The organism is Stenotrophomonas sp. C9D9 (assembly GCF_056491205.1).
The window spans coordinates 100,967-120,980 of record NZ_JBSZIF010000006.1; the positions used below are offsets into that span (position 1 = coordinate 100,967).

A 20,014-nucleotide genomic window follows, 5' to 3' on the forward strand; every position below is an offset into this window, starting at 1 on the left:
AGTCTGGCACAGCCCCGAAGGGCCTGCATATGCCCGCTGCGGTAGCTGGGGCGGAGTGGTAGATTGCGCGCTTCGCATGCACTCCACCAAGGACGGAGCGATGTCCAGTTTCCTGCGTTGCCTGCTTGCCCTGGCCTGTGCCGGGGCGGTCGGCGTGGCGTCGGCGGGTACCCCGCCGGGGCCGCAGATCCTCACCACCGATGCCAGCCGCTTCTACGCGCTCTACGACAGTACCGGCGGCAAGCCCAGCGTCGCCCAGTTGGCCGGTTACCTGGCCGAAGGCAGTACGGGCCTGGGTGAATTGGCGAAGGCGCGACGGGTCACGCCCGAGCGTATTGCCGAGGCCATTGCCAGCCAGCCCGAAGTGTATGCGCAGGGCCGCGCTTGCCTTGCGGAGCTGCCGGCGGTGAAGCAGCGCCTGGTGCAGGTGTTCGCCAATCTGCAGGCGATCTACCCGCAGGCCACGTTTCCGCCGGTGACCATCGCGGTCGGCCGTGGCCGGCCGGTCGGGCTGACCTCGAAGAGCGGCGTGATCATCGGCCTGGAAGCGCTGTGCGCAGCCGATTTCATGAATCCCAATGTGCAGGACCGCTTCGTGCACGTGATCGCGCACGAGTACGTGCACATCCAGCAGACCGGCCTGACCGATTTCGAGCCGGGCGACCCGCATGCGACGGTGCTGCGTGTTTCGCTGGGCGAAGGCATTGCCGAGTTCATCGCCGAACTGATTTCCGGCAACGTCGGCAACGGCCGGCACGCCGCCTGGACCCGTGGCCGGGAGGTGCATATCGAAAGCGCCTTCGCGTTGGATGTGGACAGCACCGATCTGTCGCCGTGGCTGTACAACTACAAGCCGGGCTCGCAGGAGCCTTACGACCTGGGCTACTGGGTGGGCTACCGCATCGCCAAGGCCTATTACCTGCAGGCCAGGGACAAGCGCGATGCGGTACGTGCGCTGATCCAGCAGGACAACCCGAAGGCGATCCTCGCCGCCAGCGGCTGGACGCCAGGCATGTGGATGCCGGCCAAGGTGACCGGCGTGGCGGCACGGTCGGCGGCACGCTAGGCGCGGGGCCACGCGCTAGACTGGCCCGGACATTCCAGGGAGAGACCCCATGCGTTCCTTGTCCGGCGGCGTGGCCGCGGTTGCCCTCGGTATCGCGCTGAGTGCCCATGGCGTGGCGGCCGATGTGCCCGCCATCAACCCGTTGCTGGTGGAACCTGTCGAGCGCCTGCGCCAGGACGAGGTGCGCTTCATGCAGCAGCGCCTGGCCGATTGGCCGGAACTGCAGCGTTACCGCGACGCCAACGCACGTCTGCCTGCCGCCGTACCTGGGCAACCGCGCGTGGTGTTCTTCGGTGACTCGATCACCGAAGGCTGGGGCAGGGAGGGCAGTGCGGCGTTCTTTCCCGGCAAGGGCTGGCTCAACCGCGGTATCAGTGGCCAGACCACGGCGCAGATGCTGGTGCGCTTCCCGCAGGACGTGCTGGCACTGAAGCCGCAGGTGGTGGTGATCCTGGCCGGCACCAACGACATCGCCGGCAACACCGGCCCGTCCACCCAGGCAATGATCGAAGACAACCTGCACGCGATGGTGGACCTGGCCCGCGCACACGGCATCCGTGTGGTGCTGGCATCGGTGCTGCCGGTCAGCGATTACCCGTGGCTGCCGGGCACGGCACCTGCGCCCAGGGTGCGTGCATTGAACACGGCGTTGAAGCGCTACGCCGATGCGCAGCAGCTGGTCTATCTGGACTACTACACGCCGATGGCCAATGCGGCTGGTGGGCTCGACCCGCAGTTGGCCGACGACGGCGTGCATCCCACGGCGAAGGGCTATGCGGTGATGGCGCCGCTGGCCGAGGCGGCGGTCAAGCGCGCGCTGCGGCAGAAGTAGCTCGGGCGGGCAGGTTCGCCAACAGCCACTCGCAGAAACTGATCACCAGCGGATCTGCCGCGCTGTCCTCATGCACCAGCCAGCTCCAGCGCGGGCCGCGCACGCGTGCATCATCCAGCGGTTGCAGCAGGCCTTGATCGCACGCACGCGCGCTCAGCAGTTCGCTGACCAGCGCGATGCCCAGCCCTTGGCACGCGGCATCCAGCAGCTGCCCGGGCTCGGAGAAGTTCATGCCCTCGCGGCGCTGGCCGACATCGGCGCCGCCCTGCACCTGCCATTGGCTCCAGTCCATTTCGCGCTCGCCATGCAGGGTCAGTCGTTCGTGCATCGGTGTGGCGAGCAGGGCCGGATGGCAGGCCGGAAAGAGGCGGTCCTGCAGCAGCACGCGGTGCTGGCACTGCGCCTGTGAGTCGAGGTCATCGCGTACCGCCACGTCCAGCGTCTGCGTGGTCATGTCCGGCGCTTCCTCGCTGGTCAGCAGCCACAGATCGGCGTCGGGATGCAGCCGGTGGAAGCTGGCCAGGCGTGGCACCAGCCAGTGTCGGGCGAAGGCCGGGCTGGTGTTGACGATCAGTTGATTCGGCTTGCGGTACTGATCGAGCCGGCGGATGCCGCTGGCCAGCTGGCGCAGCAGTGACTGGGTGGTTTCCAGCAGGTCGATGCCGGCGTCGGTGAGGGTGACGCTGCGGCCTTGCCGGAAGAACAGTGGTTGTTGCAGCGACGCCTCCAGCCCGCGGATCTGCTGGCTGATGGCCGACTGGGTCAGGTGCAGTTCCTCGGCCGCCCGGTGGAAGCTGCCCAGGCGGGCGGCGGCCTCGAAACCACGCAGCGCGTTCAGCGGGGGCCAATGCTTGAGCATTCTGATAAGAAAAACTGTTCAGTTGATGGCTGAATCTATCGTTTGTTCTTATGGATGGGCAAGCGCAGCATAGCGCCCATCCCACACCGGCCATGGAGCCTGTCATGACCAACCGTCGTCACTTCCTCACCCAACTGGCGGGCGCCGCCGGCCTTGGCTGCTTGGCCGCGCTCGGCCTGGCCGGGCTGCCGGGTCGCGTATCCGCAGCAGGGCCAGGTGCGGGGACTTGGCGCATGCCGGACGAGCACGGCCCACAGGAACGCGTGTTTCTGGCCTTCGCCGCGCAGCCGCGGGTGTGGGGCGCGCAGGCCGATGCGGTGAACGCCGCCGTGGCGCGGCTGGCCCGTACCATCGCCCGCCACCAGCCGGTCAGCGTGCTGTGCCGCCCGGCGCAGTTGAAGCAGGCGCAGGACCGCTGCGGCCGCGACAACATCGAGTTCCTCGAGGTGCCGCTGGATGACATCTGGGTGCGCGACTACGGCGGGTGCTTCGTCACCGATGGCCAGGGCGGGCTGGGCCTGGTCGACTTCAACTTCAATGGCTGGGGCGGCAAGCAGAGCGCGCGCAACGATGGCGCGGTGGCACCGTGGCTGGCGCAGGTGACCGGTGCCACGCTGCTGGAAAGCGATCTGGTCGGCGAGGGCGGCGGTATCGAAGTCGACGGCCATGGCACGGCCATCCTTACCGAAAGCTGCTGGGTCAACCGCAATCGCAATACGGACTGGTCGCGCGCGGACATCGAGGCCGAGCTGAAGCATCACCTCGGTCTGCGCAAGGTGATCTGGCTGCCCGGTATCGCCGGCAGGGACATCACCGATGCGCACGTGGACTTCTATGCCCGTTTCGTGCGGCCGGGCGTGGTGATCTCCAACCTGGACAACGATCCGGAGTCCTACGACTACGATCTGACCCGCGAACACCTGCAGATCCTGCGCGCGGCCACCGATGCCGATGGCCGTCGCCTGCAGGTGCACACCCTGCCGCCGCCCCTGGACGGGCGCGACAACGTGCATACCCGCGACAACGACGATCTGGCCATGGGCTACATCAACTACCTGCCGATCAACGGCGCCGTGGTTGCGCCGCAGTTCGGTGACGATGCAGCCGACGGCTTCTGCCGTGAACTGCTGGAAGACATGTATCCGGGCCGCGTGATCGAACAGGTGGATATCGATGCGATTGCCGGCGGCGGTGGCGGCATCCATTGCGTGACCAAGAACATGCCGAAGGTCTAGTCCGTCACGGTACAGTGGCGCGGAAGCCGGCCACGCAGGGTGGCCGCCAGGGACGATGGAGTGGGTGATGCGGAAGGGAATCCAGGGCTGGCTGCGCCGCGGCGGCGCAACGATGGCAGTGCTGCTGGCCGCCGTGCCGGCGTTCAGTGCGGACACGGCGGCGCCTTCGCCGCTGACGCGTGAACCGGTGGGCGGCGTTTCGTTGGCCGAATGGACCGCCCGATGGTGGCGGTGGGCCGACGGCCAGGGCGGCGCGCCCTATCTCGACCCGGATGGCCGCGTATGCGATGTGGGCCAGGAAGGCCCGGTCTGGAACCTGGCCGGCACCAACGGCCGTTTCCGGCCACATCGCGAATGCGTGGTGCCGGCCGGCAAGTACCTGTTGCTGCCGATCATCAACATGGCGCACTACCAGGTGGATGAGCGTGTGACCTGCAAGGAGCTGCAGGCCGGGGCAGCGGTCAACAACGATTACCTGATCAGTGCGGTGGTGCTGCTGGACGGCCAGCCATTGGGCGACATGCGCAGGCATCGGGTCCGCAGCGAAGGCTGCTTCCGCATGGATGCCGATGACGAACACTCTCGGCTGGCTGCCGCCGATGGGTATTGGGTGATGCTCAAGCCGTTGCCGCCGGGACGGCATACCCTCAGCGTGGGCGCCAACTACGGCGTACCGGATGGTGGCGCGTACAGCCGCATGCGGCAGTCCTTCGAATACGTGCTGCACGTGGGAGGGCGTACCCAGGTCGTATCGCGCGGACAGCCCACGATGCCGATGGCGGCTCCCTGACGCTCAGGCGTCGTCCTGCTTCAACGCCGCATCGGCGGCCAGCAGCGCTTCGGCGGCCGCACTGAGCGGCGGCGACGGCGGGGCGACCACGCCGATCGCTTCCATCATCTTCGGCATGCCGAGGAACTGCCGCGCGCGGCGGTCGTAGATGCCGGTGACCAGCAGCGCGCGCGTGGCGATCTTCTGCTCGGCACCGATCAGCACCCGCTGCTCCATGATGCCGCGGGAGCCGACCCAGCCAACCAGCCGCGTCTCCAGGGTGAAGCGCTGGAACGGTTTGAGCTCGCGACGGAACTGGATGGTGCCGGCACCAACGATCGGTGCCCACTTCTCGCGCAGCGCCACCCGGCCCAGGCCCATGCGCAGTATCAGGTCCAGCCGGCCCAGGTCGAAGATGTTCCAGTAGCGGCCGTTGGTCATGTGCAGGTTGCTGTCCAGGTCATTGGGCAGTACGCGGAATGCAGCCGCGAGACCCCGAACGGGGCCTCCAGCTTCGGCCGGAACAGGCTGCACAGCAGCAGATGGAGCAGGCGGAACCAGAGATTCATGGCTATGACGACTGTTATAGAACGGCCGGTACGCTAATCTATGACGACTGTCTTAGCAAGGAGCCTGCCGTGAGTCCGCGACCCTCTGATGCGCCTCAACGCGTGATGGATGCTGCGGCACAGATGCTGGCGCGCGTGGGCCCTCAATGCCACCAGCATCCGTGAAGTGACGAAGCTGGCCGAGGCGCCGCTGGGCTCCACCTACCATCACTTTCCCGGCGGCAAGCAGGAGCTGCTGGCGCGCGCCACCCACATGGCCGGCGACAAGGTGGAGGTGCTGCTGGTGGAGCTGCTGAAGGGTGGGGCGGTACAGGGCCTGCAGCAGTTCCTGGCGCTGTGGCGCGAGCGCCTGCTGTGCACTGGTTTCCGCGCCGGCTGCCCGGTGCTGGCCGCTGCCGTGGAGGAACCGGTGGAGGCGACGCCCAGCCAAGCCCGCGCGGCGGCTGCCGAGGTGTTCGCGCGCTGGCAGGGCCACCTTGCAACGGCGTTCGTCGCCGAAGGGCATGCCCCGGCGGCGGCGGATGAACTGGCCAGCCTGGTGATCGCCAGCGTGGAAGGTGCGGTGGCGATGTGCCGCGCGCTGCAGGACATCGCCCCGTTCGATCAGGTGGCCGCGCAGCTGCTGAAGGCTGCCGCGCGGCCTTGATCGGCCGGTGCTGGCAGGCGAGACTCGCCAGCAGCCCACGACTGGATGCCGCCATGGACGAACCGCACCGCCGTCAGTTGATCGAGCACTACCTGCAGGCCTACAACCGCTTCGACATCGACGCCATGCTGGCGGTGCTGGCGCACAACGTGCGCTTCGAGAACCACAGTAATGGCCAGCTGACGATGGTCACCGAAGGCATCGATGCCTTTGGCGAACTGGCACGGCAGTCTGCGCGCCTGTTCCGGGAACGCGAACAGCGCTTGCTGGCGCTGGTGTTCGATGGTGATCGGGCGACGGCGACGATTGGCTGGCGCGGCGTGTTCGCGCAGGATATTCCCGATGGACCGCATGCGGGCACCGAGCTGGAACTGCAGGGCCAGAGCGAGTTCGTGTTCGCTGGTGGCCGCATCGAACGGATCACCGACCGCAGCTGAGGATCGGCCGCTTGGAACCGCCGTCTGGACAGCGGACCTGCCCGCGGTAGAATCCGCCCATCACCGCTTACGCGTGCCCGGCAAGGATGTCCGCATGCAGTATCAGGTTCCCGACGTTCCCGGTCGCCATGCCTCCCGCCCGCTGGCGGCTGCATGAAGCGCTCGCGCCACTTTTCACGCAGCCCGCTGAAATTGCCCGTGAACCGCGGCGGCGAAGTCGTGCGTGCGCGCCGGCACCTGCAGCAGCGTGGTTGGCCACGCCTGCAGATGGCGCTGATCGTCGCCCTGACCGGTGCGGCCGGTTTCCTTGCCTCGTACCTGCTGCGCCTGGCCGGTATCGACGCGATGCTGCTTCGCTACCCGATGGCCGTGCTGCTGGCCTATGGCGTGTTCCTGCTGCTGATGTGGGTCTGGATCCGCTGGCGTTGGGACAACGTGCTGGATGGGCTGTCGCCGGATGTAGGCGGTAGTGGCGCATCGCCGCGCGGTAGTGCCATGGAATCCCCGTGGAGCGGCGCCGGCGGGCGTTCCGGCGGTGGTGGTGCATCGGCGTCGTGGAATGAGTCGGTGCCGGCCGGTGGCGGCGATGCCGGAGAGCTGCCGTTGACCGGGCTGGCCGAAGACGAAGCGGGCCTGCCGTTGCTGGCCATCCTGGGCCTCGTCGCGCTGGTGGCGACCGTCCTGCTGGCCAGCGTGTGGGTGGTGTGGTCGGCGCCGGTGCTGATGGCTGAGCTGCTGGTGGACGCGGCCATCGCCGGAGGCCTGTACCGGCGCATGCAGGGCATGCAGCAGCAAGGGTGGTGGCGGGTATGCGTGTCGCATACGATCTGGCCGCTGCTCGGGCTGCTGCTGTTCTTCGCGATGCTGGGCTGGCTCGCGCAGGAACTCGCGCCAGGTGCGAGCCATCTGCTGCAGGTCATTCAAGCGCTGTAGCTGGGGTGCGTACTTCATATGGCCAGCCCCGGCCCGTTTTCAGCGGCAATGGACAGTGGGCTATGATCGCGGTCGCCCAGGATTCGTGTCCGGGTGGTTTCACCTATCGGGAGCTTGTCGTACTGCATCTGGAACAGGGGCGCTGGATATCCGAACGCCCGCTGGGACACACAACCACTGACGAGGAAGAGCGCATGGATGTCGCTGCACGCAGGAACAGGTCGTTGTTTCGTTGGATCATGGTGACGCTGCTGGCGGTGTTGTTGCCGTTTGCAGCACTGGCGCAGCCCGAAGCCGGGCAGGCCGAGGGCGCCGAAGCCGCCACTGCCGCGGAAGAGGCGCAATGCCGCGCCTGTACCTATGAGCGCATTGGACCCAAGGTCGATATCGGCCTGGTGGCACTGGTGTCGCTGCTGGTGGTCGGCCTGCTGATTGCCGCGTCGCGGGAATGGGGCACCACCTCGCAGCGCTGGACCTGCCGCACGCTGGCCCTGCTGCTGGTGGGCATCGGCGCAGCGTTGCTGTGGTGGGCCGGCAGCATCCTCTACCTGGGTTACAACCCCTGGCAGGAGCAGCTCGCACCCGGCGACGGCTCGCTCGGTGCCACGCTGCTGAGCACGTCGCCGAAGTGGCTGGCGGCACTGGTGCTGATCGGCTTCGCGCCTTCCATCTGGAAGCGCAGCGAGCGCCTTCCTGCCTGGCGCATCGGCTGACCCTGGAACGGCGGCGCCGGATCACGCCCGGCGCCGCCTGCGGCCATCAATCAAAGCGCCAGCGCACACCTGCGTAGACGCCACGACCTTCGCCCGGCGTCGAGCGGGCGACATCCCTGCCGGCATCGTCGTAGCCCGGTGTGACCGTGGCGGCGTAGTGGCGGTTGCCGATGTTGCGCATCTCCGCCCAGGCCTGCCAGCGACCGCCGGGTGCGTCGTAGCCGATGCGGCTGCCGAAGATCACATGGCTGTCGGCCCAGTAGCTGTTGGCGTAGTCGACGGCGATGCGCGAGGCGTATTCGGTATTGAGCGCGGCGTACAGGCCGGACGCGTGATCGAAGCGCAGCTCGGCCTGGTAGGCGTGGCGCGGCAGGCCGGGCAGGCGGTTGCTGCCGAAACGCGCATCGTGGCGATAACGGAAGTCGCTGAAGGTGTACGCCTGGCGCAGCGACAGGCGGCCCGGCGCAGACTGCCACAGCGTGCTGTCCAAGCCGGATTCGATGCCGCGGTGAACGGTGGGGCTGGCGTTGTTCTCGGCGATGAACAGGTTCGGCACCGGCTGCAGTTCGACGCTCAGTAGTTCGTGGTTCACGTGCGCGTAGTAGCCGGTCAGTTCCCAGCGACCCAGCGCCGCGTCACCGCGCGCGCCCAGTTCCAGCGTGGTGGCGGTCTGGTTCTGCATCGGCACCGGCGCGCGCTGGCGGCCGCTGGACGGGCCATTGCCCGGCCCGAAGTACTGGTTCGAGCCCCAGATCATCGACCACGGGTGCGGCGCCTCCACCGAACGGCTGAGGTTGCCGAACCACTGGGTCTGCGCGCTGTGCTGCCAAGTGAAGCCCAGTCGCGGCGCGTAGTCCCAGTCGTGGTCGCGCAGGCGGCCGCCGCTGCTCGGCCAGGTCACCTGCACATCGCGGCGGGTGTTGATCAGTGCCAGCCCGGTCTGCATGCGCAGGCGGTCATTGAAGGCGAGGGTATTGCTGACGTGCAGCGTGCTGTCGGTGCCGTGGTGGCGGAAGTCACGTGTGCGCGTGCCGGCGGCATAGCCGTTGCTGGCAAAACGCAGCGACTCGCGCACATCGGCATCCAGGTCATGGGTGACGCGCAGGCCGACCGCGGTTTCGCTGTCCAGGCCGAACAGGCGGTGCCGGTGGCGGTAGTCCAGCGTGGCGTTGAGGTTGGCGTAGTCCAGCTGCTGGCGGTACAGGCTCTCGTTCAAGTCCATCGGGTACTTGTGATAGACCAGTCCCGCCTGCAGCGAGGAATCCTCATCGATCTGCAGCGTGGTGACGTTGCCCACCCACGTGCTGCCGGGCTGCGGGCGACGTGCATCGATGGCCAGGTTGGCCGGGTTGGCCGCATGCGGGTCGTTGCGGATCTGGTCGCGGGTCAGGCGACCGGGTGTTTCGTGATTGGTTTCGCGGTAACGCACGAAGAAGCGCGTCTGCAGGTCGGGCGTGATCTGCCAGCCGATGTTGGCCATTGCGCCCTTGCCGTCGCCGCGCGTATGGCGCTGATAGCCATCGAACTCGGTATCGGTGTAGGCCAGGAAGTAATCGACATCGCCACTGACGCCGCCCCAGCTGATGCCGCGCTTCTGGTAGCCACGGCTGCCGGCTTCGTAGTGCAGCTGCACGCCCGCCGAATCACGGCCGCTGCGGCTGACGTAGTCGATGGCACCGCCCAGCGCCAGCGCGCCACGCTCGAAACCGTTGGCGCCGCGCAGTACTTCCACGCGCGACAGCCACAGCGGTTCCAGCAGCTCGTAGGGCGTGCCGCCCGGGCCGGTCAGTGGCAGGCCGTCGATCGACACCGCAATACCCGAGGCATGCGCGCCGGGGCCCCGGTTGATGCCCGAGCCACGGATCGAAATCTTGGTGCCCTCATTACCCGGCGACTGCGCGCTGATGCCCGGTTGGTAGGCCAGCACATCGGCACTGCTGGACAAGCGGCTGTCGGCCTTGGCCACGTCGATGACGTTGCTGGCGCCGGGTACGCGCTTCAGCGCCTCGCGCGCCTGGGCGCTGGCATCGGCGGCAGTGACCCGCACCGCATCGAGGGTGGTGGCCTGCGGCGCAGCAGCGGCGGTGGTGGAGAGGCCAAGGGAAACGGCCAGGAACAACAGCGACGGGGTGGGGCGGTACGACGAGAGCGACATGCGGAAATGCTGTAAACCACTAAATTGGTGCGCAAGTTAACAGGTCGGCGGCCCCGCGTCACCCGCCGCCCGCGTATGGGCTGCCCGCAACATCCATGTAGCGCCGAGCCCATGCTTGGCTCTACAGCAATATCTATGGCGAGGGCTTCGCCAGCGCCTTGGCCTTCGCATACAGCCGATCAGCTGCTTCCTTCTCACCCAGTGCTGCATGGCATTCGGCCAGGCTGTCCCACGCGTTGGCCGAATCCGGATACAGCTCGGTGTTGAGCGCGAACACCTTCACTGCCTTGCGTGCGCCGAGACTTTCGCGGATCGCGTAACCATCGGCATTGATCGCGCGTTCCAGTTCACTGGCAGCAACCTTGTTGCTGTCGCGCAGCCAGCGATGCACTGCTTCGGTCGCGCCGGCGCTGTCATCCAGCGCATACGCGATCAGCCGCTCGGACAGCAACGCATGCGGAAACTCCTCCGGCGCGGCCACCGCCATCGTGCTCTCCACCAGCGTGCTCGACCACACATTGCGGGCGCTGCCGTTGGTCAGGTACACGAACACCCAGTAGCCGCTGGCCAGGGTGCCCTTGTACGCCAGCCGCGCACGTACACGGGTGCCACCATCGTGGCCGACCTGGGTGTAGCCGTCGCTGCGGGTGGTGTCCCAGCCCGTGGAGAAGAAGTTGCTGCCGCCGCCGGCCAGTTTCTGCGGCTGCCAGAGTTTTTCCAGGGTCGCCGTGCGCAGCAGCTTGCCGGTCGCCAGCGCCTGCAGGAAACGGTTCATGTCACCCACGGTGGTCTGCAGGTCGGCGTGGCCCCTACCGTAGTCCGGCCAGGGGTCTTCATTGGCCGGCTGCAGCTGGCCGTCCTTGCCGATGTACGGCACCGCTGCGCGCTGCGACGGCACGCTGGCTGCGCCCCATGAGGTGCTGGTCATCTTCAGCGGTTGCAGGATGCGTTCGCGCGCGATGGCCGGGTAGGGCTTGCGGTAGTGCGCTTGCAGCAACGCCGTCAGCACCAGGTAGTTGGCCTGCGTGTACATCACGCGGCTGCCGGTGGCGAACTGCATCGGCGCCGCCGCAGCCACCTTCAGCGCAGCTGCAAGGTCGGGCGCCACACCGGTGTAGCCCTTGCTCACCCAGCGATTGTCCACCCGGTTGTAGTACTCGCCGATACCCGAGCTGTGGTTGAGGAAATCGCGTACGTGGATCGCCTGCCAAGCAGCCGGAAGGTCCGGAACATAACGGCTGGCCGGCGCGTCAAGATCCACCTTGCCCTGGTCCACCAATTGCATCACCAGCGTGCTGGTCAGCAGCTTGGCCATCGATTGCGCGGCGAAAATGGAATCGACGGTGGCCGGTGCATGGGTGGCCGGATCGCGCTCGCCGCTGGCGCCCTGGTAGAGCACCTGGCCATTGTGCGCGACCAGCACCGCCTGGCCGGCGATGCCGTAGCGCTCGCGGTTGGCCTGCAGTTGGGTGTCGAGCTGATTGGAAAGATCGCCGGGGGACTCACGCGCCGAAGCGATCGGAACGGCGAAGAGGGCGCAGAGCAATGCGGCAGCAAGGGTGCGGTACATCGCGGTGATCCATCAGCGGTGATGGCGCATGTTGGTCACGGCTGCAGGTGGGGTCAAGCGGGCCCTGTTCGATGGACCACGCATGCATGAGCAGATGGGCCTCGTGCCGCACGGGATCATGCGGGTATACCCGGATGGAGGGTGTGGCGGCAGTCGAGTGTTGCATGCAGGTCCGCAGCGGCCATGAAAGGCGTGCTGTGCGTGGTTTCCTGTATTTCCTGATGGCGGTGATGCCGGTCGGTGGCCGGCACCCTATCGATGGTGGCGTAGGGCTTACCTGGGGTTCTTGTCCATGAGCCAGCCACGGCCATAGCAGTTACGCATGAACCCGCGGGTCGGACAGCGCTCCTCCAGGGTGTTGCTCAGCAGCTCGATGAGGCGCGGCAACGGGGTCGGGCCAATGAAGTTCATATCGCCGAGCTTGGTAACGGTCCACATCTGGTCCTTGCTGAGCTCTATCGTGCCAAGCAGCGGGCGTTCGCCGTCGCCTGGTCCGGACAGATTCATCACCAGGTAGCTTTGTCTTCTCTCGTCCACCAGTCCGTGGTAAGTCAGCACGTACCGATCGGGGTACTTTTCAATTACGCCTTGCTTCCACTCAGCGAACGCGGCGTAATACTCCTTGTGGCCGATGGGCGCATCAGGCGTGAAGGATTCCATTTTCGCGTCGAAGCCGCGGGTAATGAGTGATGCGAACAGGGCTCGTGCAAGGATGCTGCAACGCTGCCTGAGATCAGGGAAGTAGGGAGTGCGGCGACGCCCATCCGGCGAGGGCAGTGCGCAGGAACCCTCATTGTTCGCATCCAGAATAACGAGCGGGCTGATCCGGGTCTCGTTTGGGATCTTTGTGCTGATCTGGTTTGCTGCGCTCGCAGGCCCGGCGACCGCAATGCAGGCGGCGACAAGTAGCAGACGTTGAAGAACGCTCATTGGAGAGAACATCTCGATGGTGCAGAACGGGATTCAGACGAAGTCCTGGCACTGAGACTCCGTCGCAGGGCGAAGTGGCAATCCGCGATCGATCTACTTGATCTTCACATCCTTGCCCTGGTCCTGCATCAGCTCGGCGAACCTGGCCCAGCTCAGCCGCTTCTTGTTCACCGAATTGCCTGCGGGCACCCATTCGATGTTGCCTTTGCTGATCAGGGCGGTACCGAGCAGCTTTCCATCTTTCCTGACAGCAAGTTCGACGTCCTTGTGCAGGACGAACTTGGTGGCAAGATCCATGGTGATTTCGTGAGCCATACAGTGGATTCCTTTCAGCAGAAGAGTTCATCAGAAAGGAATGAGCCCATATGGGCACTGGACCGAGTAAACAGGCCGGAGGGCAACATTCCTTGTTGACCTCCGGTATCGGCAGGGCAGCGCGCAACTTTAGGTGTGATGCCACCGAAGCTGGCGTAAGCCTCTCTCATGGCATGCGCGCCGGTGAATCGGGGACACTACCGCGCATTGCCCTGATGGCACCGGAATATGTGCGCGCTGGTCGCTGACCTGTCAGCCCAGGATTCCCGGTAGATCCAGCCCCTTTTCCTTCGCGCAATCAATCGCGATCTCATAGCCTGCATCGGCATGGCGCATCACGCCGGTGGCCGGGTCGTTCCACAGCACGCGGCCAATCCGCTTCGCCGCTGCCTCGGTGCCATCGCACACGATCACCATGCCGGCGTGCTGCGAGAAGCCCATGCCGACGCCGCCGCCGTGGTGCAGCGACACCCAGGTCGCGCCGCTGGCGGTGTTGAGCAGGGCGTTCAGCAGCGGCCAGTCGGACACGGCATCGGAACCATCGGCCATTGCCTCGGTCTCGCGGTTCGGCGACGCCACGCTGCCGCTGTCCAGGTGGTCACGGCCGATCACCACCGGTGCCTTCAGTTCACCGTTCGCCACCATTTCATTGAAGGCCAGGCCCAGGCGATCGCGGTCGCCCAGACCGACCCAACAGATGCGTGCCGGCAGGCCCTGGAACTTGATCTTCTCGGCGGCCATGTCCAGCCAGCGGTGCAGGTGCGGGTTGTCCGGAATCAGTTCCTTCACCTTGGCATCGGTCTTGGCGATGTCTTCCGGGTCGCCGCTCAGTGCGGCCCAGCGGAACGGGCCGATGCCGCGGCAGAACAGCGGGCGGATGTAGGCCGGTACGAAACCGGGGAAGTCGAACGCGTTCTCCACGCCTTCTTCCAGTGCCATCTGCCGCAGGTTGTTGCCGTAGTCCACGGTCGGCACGCCCAGCGCGTGGAAGCCGAGCATGGCGCGGATATGGTTGGCCATCGACGCGCGCGCGGCTTTCTCCACTTCCTTGGGCGCGGAGACACGTTTCTCATCCCACTGTTCGACCGTCCAGCCCTGCGGCAGGTAGCCGTTCACCGGATCGTGCGCGGAGGTCTGGTCGGTCAGCAGGTCCGGCTTCACGCCGCGCTTGAGCAGTTCAGCCAACACATCGGCAACGTTGCCGAGCAGGCCCACCGACTTCGGCGTGCCCGCTTTGCACGACTCGTCGATCAGGCGCAGCGCTTCGTCCAGGTTGTCGGTCCAGGTATCCAGGTAGCCGGTGCGCAGGCGCATGTCGATGCTGCTCTTGCGGCACTCGACGGCCAGGCAGGAGGCGCCGGCCATCACGGCGGCCAGCGGCTGCGCGCCGCCCATGCCGCCGAGGCCGCCGGTGAACAGCCACTTCCCGGTCAGGTCGCCACCGAAGTGCTGGCGTCCCATTTCCACGAAGGTCTCGTAGGTGCCCTGTACGATGCCCTGCGCACCGATGTAGATCCAGCTGCCGGCGGTCATCTGGCCATACATGGCCAGGCCCTTCCTATCCAGCTCGTTGAAGTGGTCCCAGTTGGCCCAGCGCGGCACCAGGTTGGAATTGGCGATCAGCACGCGCGGCGCATCGGCATGGGTGCGGAACACGCCCACCGGCTTGCCCGACTGCACCAGCAGGGTCTGGTCGTCGTCCAGGCGCTTGAGCGTCTCGACGATGGCATCGAAGCTTTCCCAGTCGCGCGCGGCGCGGCCGATGCCGCCGTACACCACCAGTTCCTGTGGCCGTTCGGCCACGTCCGGGTGCAGGTTGTTCATCAACATGCGCAGCGGCGCTTCGGTCAGCCAGCTCTTGGCGTTGAGCGTGGTGCCGGTCGGCGCGGCAATGATGCGGGACGGGTCGTTGCGGGTCATGCGGCGCTCCGGTTCGTAGCGAATTCAAGGCAGGCGTTGAGCACCTGCGCCAGGGTGTGGCGCAGCGGTGCGGCGTGGTCGGGGTCGAGCGGGGTGGGCCAGCTGTGTTCGTCCACCTGGTCCGGCAGGGGTTCGTGCATGTAGCCGCGGCAGGCAAGTTCCATCTGCAGGCTGTGCACGCCACCGGCGATGTTGCTGTAGTGGCGGGTGATCCAGCCGCCCTTGAAGCGGCCGTTGCGTACCTGGCTCATGCCGCTGATCTTCAGCAGGTTCTCCACCACATCGCTCAACGCGTTGTCGCAGGAGGTATCCGGCGCACCGGAGGGACCGGCGGTACCCAGGTTGAACTGCGGCAGCTCGCCGTCGAACAGGTGCGGGATATGCGAGCGGATCGAATGCGCGTCATACACCACGACAGTGCCGAACTTAGCACGCAGGCGCGTGATCTGTGCGGCCAGCGCATCGTGGTAGGGAAGGAAATACGTGTCGCGGCGACGGGCGATTTCCGCGTCATCCGGCTCGCGCCCGGCGTGGTACAGCGGCTGGTTGTCGAAGGTGGTCAGTGGGCACAGGCCGGTGGTGTTCTGGCCGGGGTACAGCGACACGCCGCTGGGATCGCGGTTGAGGTCGATCACCGAGCGCGAGACCGCCGAGCGCACGGTGGTCGCGCCCATGCCGCGCACGAAATCGTACAGTTCGTGCACCCACCAGTCGGCGTCGCGACGGGCCAGCCATGGCGAGTGGTAGTCGCCGATCAGGTCGTGCGGCAGCTCGCTGCCGGTATGCGGGAAGCTGACGATCAACGGGGCATCGCCTTCGTGCACCGTCAGCCATTCGGGATGGGTCTTCATGCCTGTGGTTCCACAGTCGGCAACAGATCGGCAAGGCCCTGCGCCAGCGCGCCACTGCGCACCAGGTTCGTGGCGGTCACCATGTCCGGATGGAAGTAGCGGTCTTCTTCCAGCGTCGGCACCTGCGCACGCAGGGTGGCGCGCACGCTTTCCAGCGCGGCACTGGAGCGCAGCGGCGCGTGGAAGTCGCAGCCCTGCGCAGCGGCCAGCAGTTCGATGCCGATCACGTTGGCCGCGTTCTCGGCCATCTGCATCAAGCGGCGCGCCCCGTGCGCGGCCATCGACACATGGTCTTCCTGGTTGGCCGAGGTCGGGATCGAGTCGACGCTGGCCGGGTAGGCGCGCTGCTTGTTTTCCGAGACCAGCGCGGCGGCGGTCACCTGCGGAATCATGAAGCCGGAATTCAAACCGGGACGCGGGGTCAGGAATGCCGGCAGGCCGGACAGCGCCGGGTCCACCAGCATCGCAAGGCGGCGCTCGCTGATCGAGCCGATCTCGCACACCGCCATCGCCAGCATGTCGGCGGCGAAGGCCACCGGCTCGGCGTGGAAGTTGCCACCGGACAGGGCTTCACCGGTGTCGGTGAACACCAGCGGGTTGTCAGACACGCCGTTGGCTTCGATTTCCAGCGTGGTCGCGGCCTGGCGCAGGATGTCCAGCGCTGCGCCCATCACCTGCGGCTGGCAGCGCAGGCAGTACGGGTCCTGCACGCGCACGTCGTTGTCACGATGCGATTCGCGAATGTCCGAGCCCTGCATCAACGTGCGCAGCGTGGCCGCAGTGGCGATCTGCCCGCGCTGGCCGCGGATGGCATGGATGCGCGGGTCGAACGGGGTATCCGAGCCCTTGGCCGCTTCCACCGACAGCGCACCGGTGACCAGCGCGGCCTGGAACACGGTCTCGATCTCGAACAGGCCCGCCAGCGCATAGGCGGTGGAGAACTGGGTGCCGTTGAGCAGTGCCAGGCCTTCCTTCGCGCCCAGCTCGATCGGTTGCAGGCCGGCACGTGCCAGCGCATCGACCGCCGGCAGGCGCTCGTCACCGATGAAGGCTTCACCCACGCCCAGCATCACGCTGGCCAGGTGCGAGAGCGGCGCCAGGTCACCCGAGGCACCCACCGAGCCCTGTGCGGGCACCACCGGCAGCACGCCCTTGACCAGCATCGCTTCCAGCAGCAGCAGGGTTTCCTCGCGGATGCCCGAAGCACCCTGCGCCAGGCTGACCAGCTTCAGCGCCATCATCAGGCGCACCACGCTGGCCGGCATCGGCTCGCCCACGCCGGCGGCATGCGAGAGCACGATGTTCCGCTGCAGGGTGGCCAGGTCTTCGCGCTCGATGCGCACGCTGGCCAGCTTGCCGAAGCCGGTGTTGATGCCATACACCGGCGCGCCCTTGGCGACGATGGCGGCGACGGCCGCCGCACTGGCGCGCACCACCGGCAGCGCGGCCGGGTCCAGTGCAAGCGGCGCACCGCGATAGACCTGCCGCCACTGGGCGAGAGTGACATGGCCGGGGCGAAGAACCAGGGTGTTGCTCATGTGTTGCTCCAGGAGGCAGGCAGGTCGGGCTGTCCGCGCACCACGCGCGCGTGCAGCGGGTTGAATCCAATGCGATAGACCAGGTCGGCGGGGGTGTCGATGTCCCAGATCGCCAGGTCGCAGTCCAGGCCCACGGCCAGGCGGCCGATGCGCTGGCCATGGCCCAGCGCGCGCGCCGCTTCACGGGTGAAGCCGGCGATGCACTCGTCCACGGTCAGGCGGAACAGGGTGGCGCCCATGTTCATCGCCAGCAGCGGGCTGGTCAGTGGTGAGGTGCCGGGGTTGCTGTCGGTGGCCAGCGCCAGTGGCACGCCGGCCGCGCGCAGCGCCGCAATCGGCGGCAGGGTGGTATCGCGGGTGAAATAGAAGGCACCGGGCAGCAGCACGGCGACGGTGCCGGCCGCCGCCATCGCGGCAATGCCGGCATCGTCCAGATGTTCGATATGGTCGGCCGACAGTGCACCGAAGCTGGCGGCCAGTTCGGCGCCATGCTGGTTGCTCAGCTGCTCGGCGTGGATCTTCACCGCCAGCCCGTTGGCGCGTGCCGCTTCGAAGACCTGCCGCGCCTGCGCCGGCGAGAAGGCGATGTTCTCGCAGAACACATCCACCGCTTCGGCCAGGCCTTCGGCGGCGATGGCCGGAATCATCACGTTACACACCTCGTCGGTGTATTCCTGTGCTTCGCGGCCCGGCGGAATCGCGTGTGCGCCGAGGAAGGTGGTCACCACATTGACCCGGCATTCCTCGCCCAGCGCACGCGCCACCTGCAGTTGCTTGCGCTCGTCCGGCAGGGTCAGGCCGTAGCCGGACTTGATCTCGAGGGTGGTCACGCCCTCGGCGCGCATCGCCAGCAGGCGTGGCCGGCTTTCGCGGGCCAGCTGTTCCGGTGTGGCGGCGCGGGTGGCGCGCACGGTGGAGACGATGCCGCCGCCGGCACGGGCGATCTCGGCATAGCTGACGCCCTGCAGGCGCTGCTCGAACTCGTTGGCGCGGTTGCCGGCGTAGACCAGATGGGTATGGCAGTCGATCAGGCCCGGCGAGATCCAGCGGCCTTCGCCGTCGATGCGGGTGGTCGGCTGCAGGTGGGCATCGCTGCCGGCTGGGCCGACATGGACGATGCGGCCCTCGGCGCAGGCCAGTACGCCATCGCGGATGACACCCAGGTCCTCGCCATCGAGGGTGATCAGGTGAACGTTGGACCACAGGGTTTCGACGTGCATGGCATCCACAACGCGGCTGTGCTTATATGTCTATACAATATAGGCGTCCATTTCGGGTTGTCCAGCCATGTCCGATTCGCGTTCCCCGCACCGTTTCCATGCCGCCCACGCCCTGCTGGCCGGGGGCTGGGCCCGCGACGTCCGCCTGCAGGTGCAGGACGGTCGCATCACGTCGATCAGCACGGGGCAGGGCGCCCAGCACGGCGACACACGGGTCGGCATCCTGGTGCCGGGCCTGCCCAACCTGCACAGCCACGCCTTCCAGCGCGGCATGGCCGGGCTGACCGAGATCGGCGGCGGCGACGGTGACAGCTTCTGGAGCTGGCGCGAGCTGATGTATCGCTTCCTGGCCCATCTGCGCCCGGACGCGGTGCAGGCCATCGCCGCCCAGGCCTACATGGAAATGCTGGAAAGCGGCTTCACCCGCGTCGGCGAATTCCATTACCTGCACCACGACGCCGATGGACGCGCCTATGCCAACCGCGCCGAGATGAGTGCACGGATTGCCGCCGCCGCCGACCAGACCGGCATCGGCCTGACCCTGCTGCCGGTGTTCTATGCGCATGCCGACTTTGGCGGAGCGGCGCCGAATCCCGCGCAGCGTCGCTTGATCCACGATGTGGACGGCTTCGCGCAACTGTTGGATGCCGCCAAGCCGGCCTTGGCCGCGCTGCCCGATGCGGTGCTCGGCATCGCACCACACAGCCTGCGTGCGGTCACCGGCGAGGAGCTGAGTGCGTTGCTGCCGCTGACCGACGGCCCGGTGCACATCCACATCGCCGAACAGGTGCGCGAAGTGGAGGCCTGCCTGGCCTGGAGCGGCCAGCGCCCGGTGCAGTGGCTGTACGACCATGCGCCGGTGGATGCGCGCTGGTGCCTGGTGCATGCCACCCACATCACCGATGACGAGCGCGCGGCCGTTGTGGCCAGCCGGGCCGTGGCCGGCCTGTGCCCGATCACCGAGGCCAACCTGGGCGACGGCCTGTTCCCGATGCAGGCGTTCGCGCGCGAGGGCGGTCGCTTCGGTGTCGGTTCCGATTCCAATGTGCTGATCGATGCGGCCGAAGAACTGCGCCTGCTTGAGTACGGTCAGCGGCTGACTCTGCGCGGGCGCAATGTGCTGGCCCCGGATGCCACCCGCAGCACCGGCCGTTTCCTGTTCGAAGGTGCATTGCAGGGCGGCGCACAGGCGCTGGGCGTGGCTGCCGGCCTGCAGGTCGGCGCCAGTGCCGACCTGGTCGAGCTGGATGCTTCGCACCCGGCGTTGCAGGCGCGACAGGACGACGCATGGCTTGACAGCTGGGCGTTCGCCGCACGTAATGGCGCGCTGCGATCGGTCTGGCGCCATGGCCGCCAGTGCGTGGCCGACGGCCGCCACCTGCAGCGCGAGGCGATCACCAGCGCCTTCGCTGCCGCCCTGCGCGGCGTGCTGGGCTGATCGCCTCCCGCCATCGAG

At 67.1% G+C, this 20,014-nt stretch carries 17 protein-coding genes and 2 pseudogenes; 9 read left to right on the forward strand and 10 right to left on the reverse strand.

Going from position 1 to position 20,014, the window contains the following annotated elements; translation table 11 throughout:
- The first annotated feature begins 100 nt into the window (after positions 1-100).
- Both ACXI0D_RS15875 and ACXI0D_RS15880 read left to right on the forward strand, forming a co-directional pair.
- The gene (locus ACXI0D_RS15875) at positions 101-1,066 is read left to right on the forward strand and encodes a DUF2268 domain-containing putative Zn-dependent protease (protein WP_014037711.1); all 966 of its coding nucleotides are present in this window, start codon (positions 101-103) and stop codon (positions 1,064-1,066) included.
- Positions 1,067-1,115: 49 nt separating this feature from the next.
- Positions 1,116-1,898, forward strand: a complete 783-nt coding sequence (locus tag ACXI0D_RS15880) for an SGNH/GDSL hydrolase family protein (protein ID WP_101765747.1) — start codon at positions 1,116-1,118, stop codon at positions 1,896-1,898.
- Here ACXI0D_RS15880 and ACXI0D_RS15885 read toward each other — a convergent pair.
- A complete protein-coding gene (locus ACXI0D_RS15885; protein WP_101765746.1) occupies positions 1,873-2,757 on the reverse strand; it encodes a LysR family transcriptional regulator in 885 nt (294 codons plus the stop codon). The genes ACXI0D_RS15880 and ACXI0D_RS15885 overlap by 26 nt on opposite strands.
- A gap of 104 nt (positions 2,758-2,861) precedes the next feature.
- On the opposite strand from ACXI0D_RS15885, the gene ACXI0D_RS15890 reads away from it, so the two are divergent.
- Both ACXI0D_RS15890 and ACXI0D_RS15895 read left to right on the forward strand, forming a co-directional pair.
- The gene (locus ACXI0D_RS15890; protein ID WP_197622054.1) at positions 2,862-3,992 is read left to right on the forward strand and encodes an agmatine deiminase family protein; all 1,131 of its coding nucleotides are present in this window, start codon (positions 2,862-2,864) and stop codon (positions 3,990-3,992) included.
- Between the two features lie 67 nt (positions 3,993-4,059).
- Positions 4,060-4,782 carry a hypothetical protein gene (locus ACXI0D_RS15895; protein ID WP_233490790.1) on the forward strand — a complete coding sequence of 241 codons (723 nt, stop codon included), beginning with the start codon at positions 4,060-4,062 and terminating at the stop codon, positions 4,780-4,782.
- Positions 4,783-4,785: 3 nt separating this feature from the next.
- Here the strand turns inward: ACXI0D_RS15895 and ACXI0D_RS15900 are convergent.
- Positions 4,786-5,330, reverse strand: a pseudogene (locus tag ACXI0D_RS15900) (thioesterase family protein).
- 69 nt (positions 5,331-5,399) lie between these two features.
- On the opposite strand from ACXI0D_RS15900, the pseudogene ACXI0D_RS15905 reads away from it, so the two are divergent.
- From ACXI0D_RS15905 to ACXI0D_RS15920, 4 genes and pseudogenes are all read left to right on the forward strand, one after another.
- A pseudogene (locus ACXI0D_RS15905) lies at positions 5,400-5,976 on the forward strand (TetR/AcrR family transcriptional regulator).
- A gap of 53 nt (positions 5,977-6,029) precedes the next feature.
- The gene (locus ACXI0D_RS15910) at positions 6,030-6,413 is read left to right on the forward strand and encodes a nuclear transport factor 2 family protein (RefSeq protein WP_049443226.1); all 384 of its coding nucleotides are present in this window, start codon (positions 6,030-6,032) and stop codon (positions 6,411-6,413) included.
- Between the two features lie 153 nt (positions 6,414-6,566).
- A complete protein-coding gene (locus tag ACXI0D_RS15915) occupies positions 6,567-7,346 on the forward strand; it encodes a hypothetical protein (RefSeq protein WP_101765744.1) in 780 nt (259 codons plus the stop codon).
- A 194-nt stretch (positions 7,347-7,540) separates the two neighbouring features.
- The gene (locus tag ACXI0D_RS15920) at positions 7,541-8,059 is read left to right on the forward strand and encodes a hypothetical protein (protein WP_049443319.1); all 519 of its coding nucleotides are present in this window, start codon (positions 7,541-7,543) and stop codon (positions 8,057-8,059) included.
- Positions 8,060-8,105: 46 nt separating this feature from the next.
- On the opposite strand, the gene ACXI0D_RS15925 is transcribed toward ACXI0D_RS15920, so the two are convergent.
- The 8 genes from ACXI0D_RS15925 to hutI form a co-directional block, all read right to left on the reverse strand.
- On the reverse strand, positions 8,106-10,214 hold the full coding sequence (locus ACXI0D_RS15925; protein WP_479642785.1) for a TonB-dependent receptor family protein: 2,109 nt from the start codon (positions 10,212-10,214) through the stop codon (positions 8,106-8,108).
- 133 nt (positions 10,215-10,347) lie between these two features.
- Entirely contained in the window at positions 10,348-11,784 is a 1,437-nt protein-coding gene (locus ACXI0D_RS15930; protein WP_479642786.1) for a serine hydrolase domain-containing protein, read from the reverse strand.
- A gap of 273 nt (positions 11,785-12,057) precedes the next feature.
- A complete protein-coding gene (locus ACXI0D_RS15935) occupies positions 12,058-12,714 on the reverse strand; it encodes a hypothetical protein (protein ID WP_479642787.1) in 657 nt (218 codons plus the stop codon).
- 93 nt (positions 12,715-12,807) lie between these two features.
- Positions 12,808-13,029: a hypothetical protein gene (locus tag ACXI0D_RS15940; protein WP_049443231.1), complete on the reverse strand. Its 222-nt coding sequence runs from the start codon at positions 13,027-13,029 to the stop codon at positions 12,808-12,810.
- A gap of 252 nt (positions 13,030-13,281) precedes the next feature.
- Positions 13,282-14,949, reverse strand: coding sequence for a urocanate hydratase (gene hutU / locus ACXI0D_RS15945; RefSeq protein WP_479642788.1), 1,668 nt, complete (start codon positions 14,947-14,949; stop codon positions 13,282-13,284).
- Entirely contained in the window at positions 14,946-15,800 is an 855-nt protein-coding gene (gene hutG, locus ACXI0D_RS15950) for an N-formylglutamate deformylase (protein WP_101765740.1), read from the reverse strand. Before hutG ends, hutU begins: the two co-directional genes overlap by 4 nt.
- Positions 15,797-17,338 carry a histidine ammonia-lyase gene (hutH, locus tag ACXI0D_RS15955; RefSeq protein WP_049443234.1) on the reverse strand — a complete coding sequence of 514 codons (1,542 nt, stop codon included), beginning with the start codon at positions 17,336-17,338 and terminating at the stop codon, positions 15,797-15,799. The genes hutG and hutH overlap by 4 nt, the downstream gene beginning before the upstream one ends.
- Positions 17,335-18,558, reverse strand: a complete 1,224-nt coding sequence (gene hutI, locus ACXI0D_RS15960) for an imidazolonepropionase (RefSeq protein WP_479642789.1) — start codon at positions 18,556-18,558, stop codon at positions 17,335-17,337. The genes hutH and hutI overlap by 4 nt, the downstream gene beginning before the upstream one ends.
- A gap of 67 nt (positions 18,559-18,625) precedes the next feature.
- Between hutI and ACXI0D_RS15965 the strand changes: the two genes are divergently transcribed.
- Entirely contained in the window at positions 18,626-19,996 is a 1,371-nt protein-coding gene (locus ACXI0D_RS15965; protein WP_479642790.1) for a formimidoylglutamate deiminase, read from the forward strand.
- Positions 19,997-20,014 lie beyond the last annotated feature (18 nt).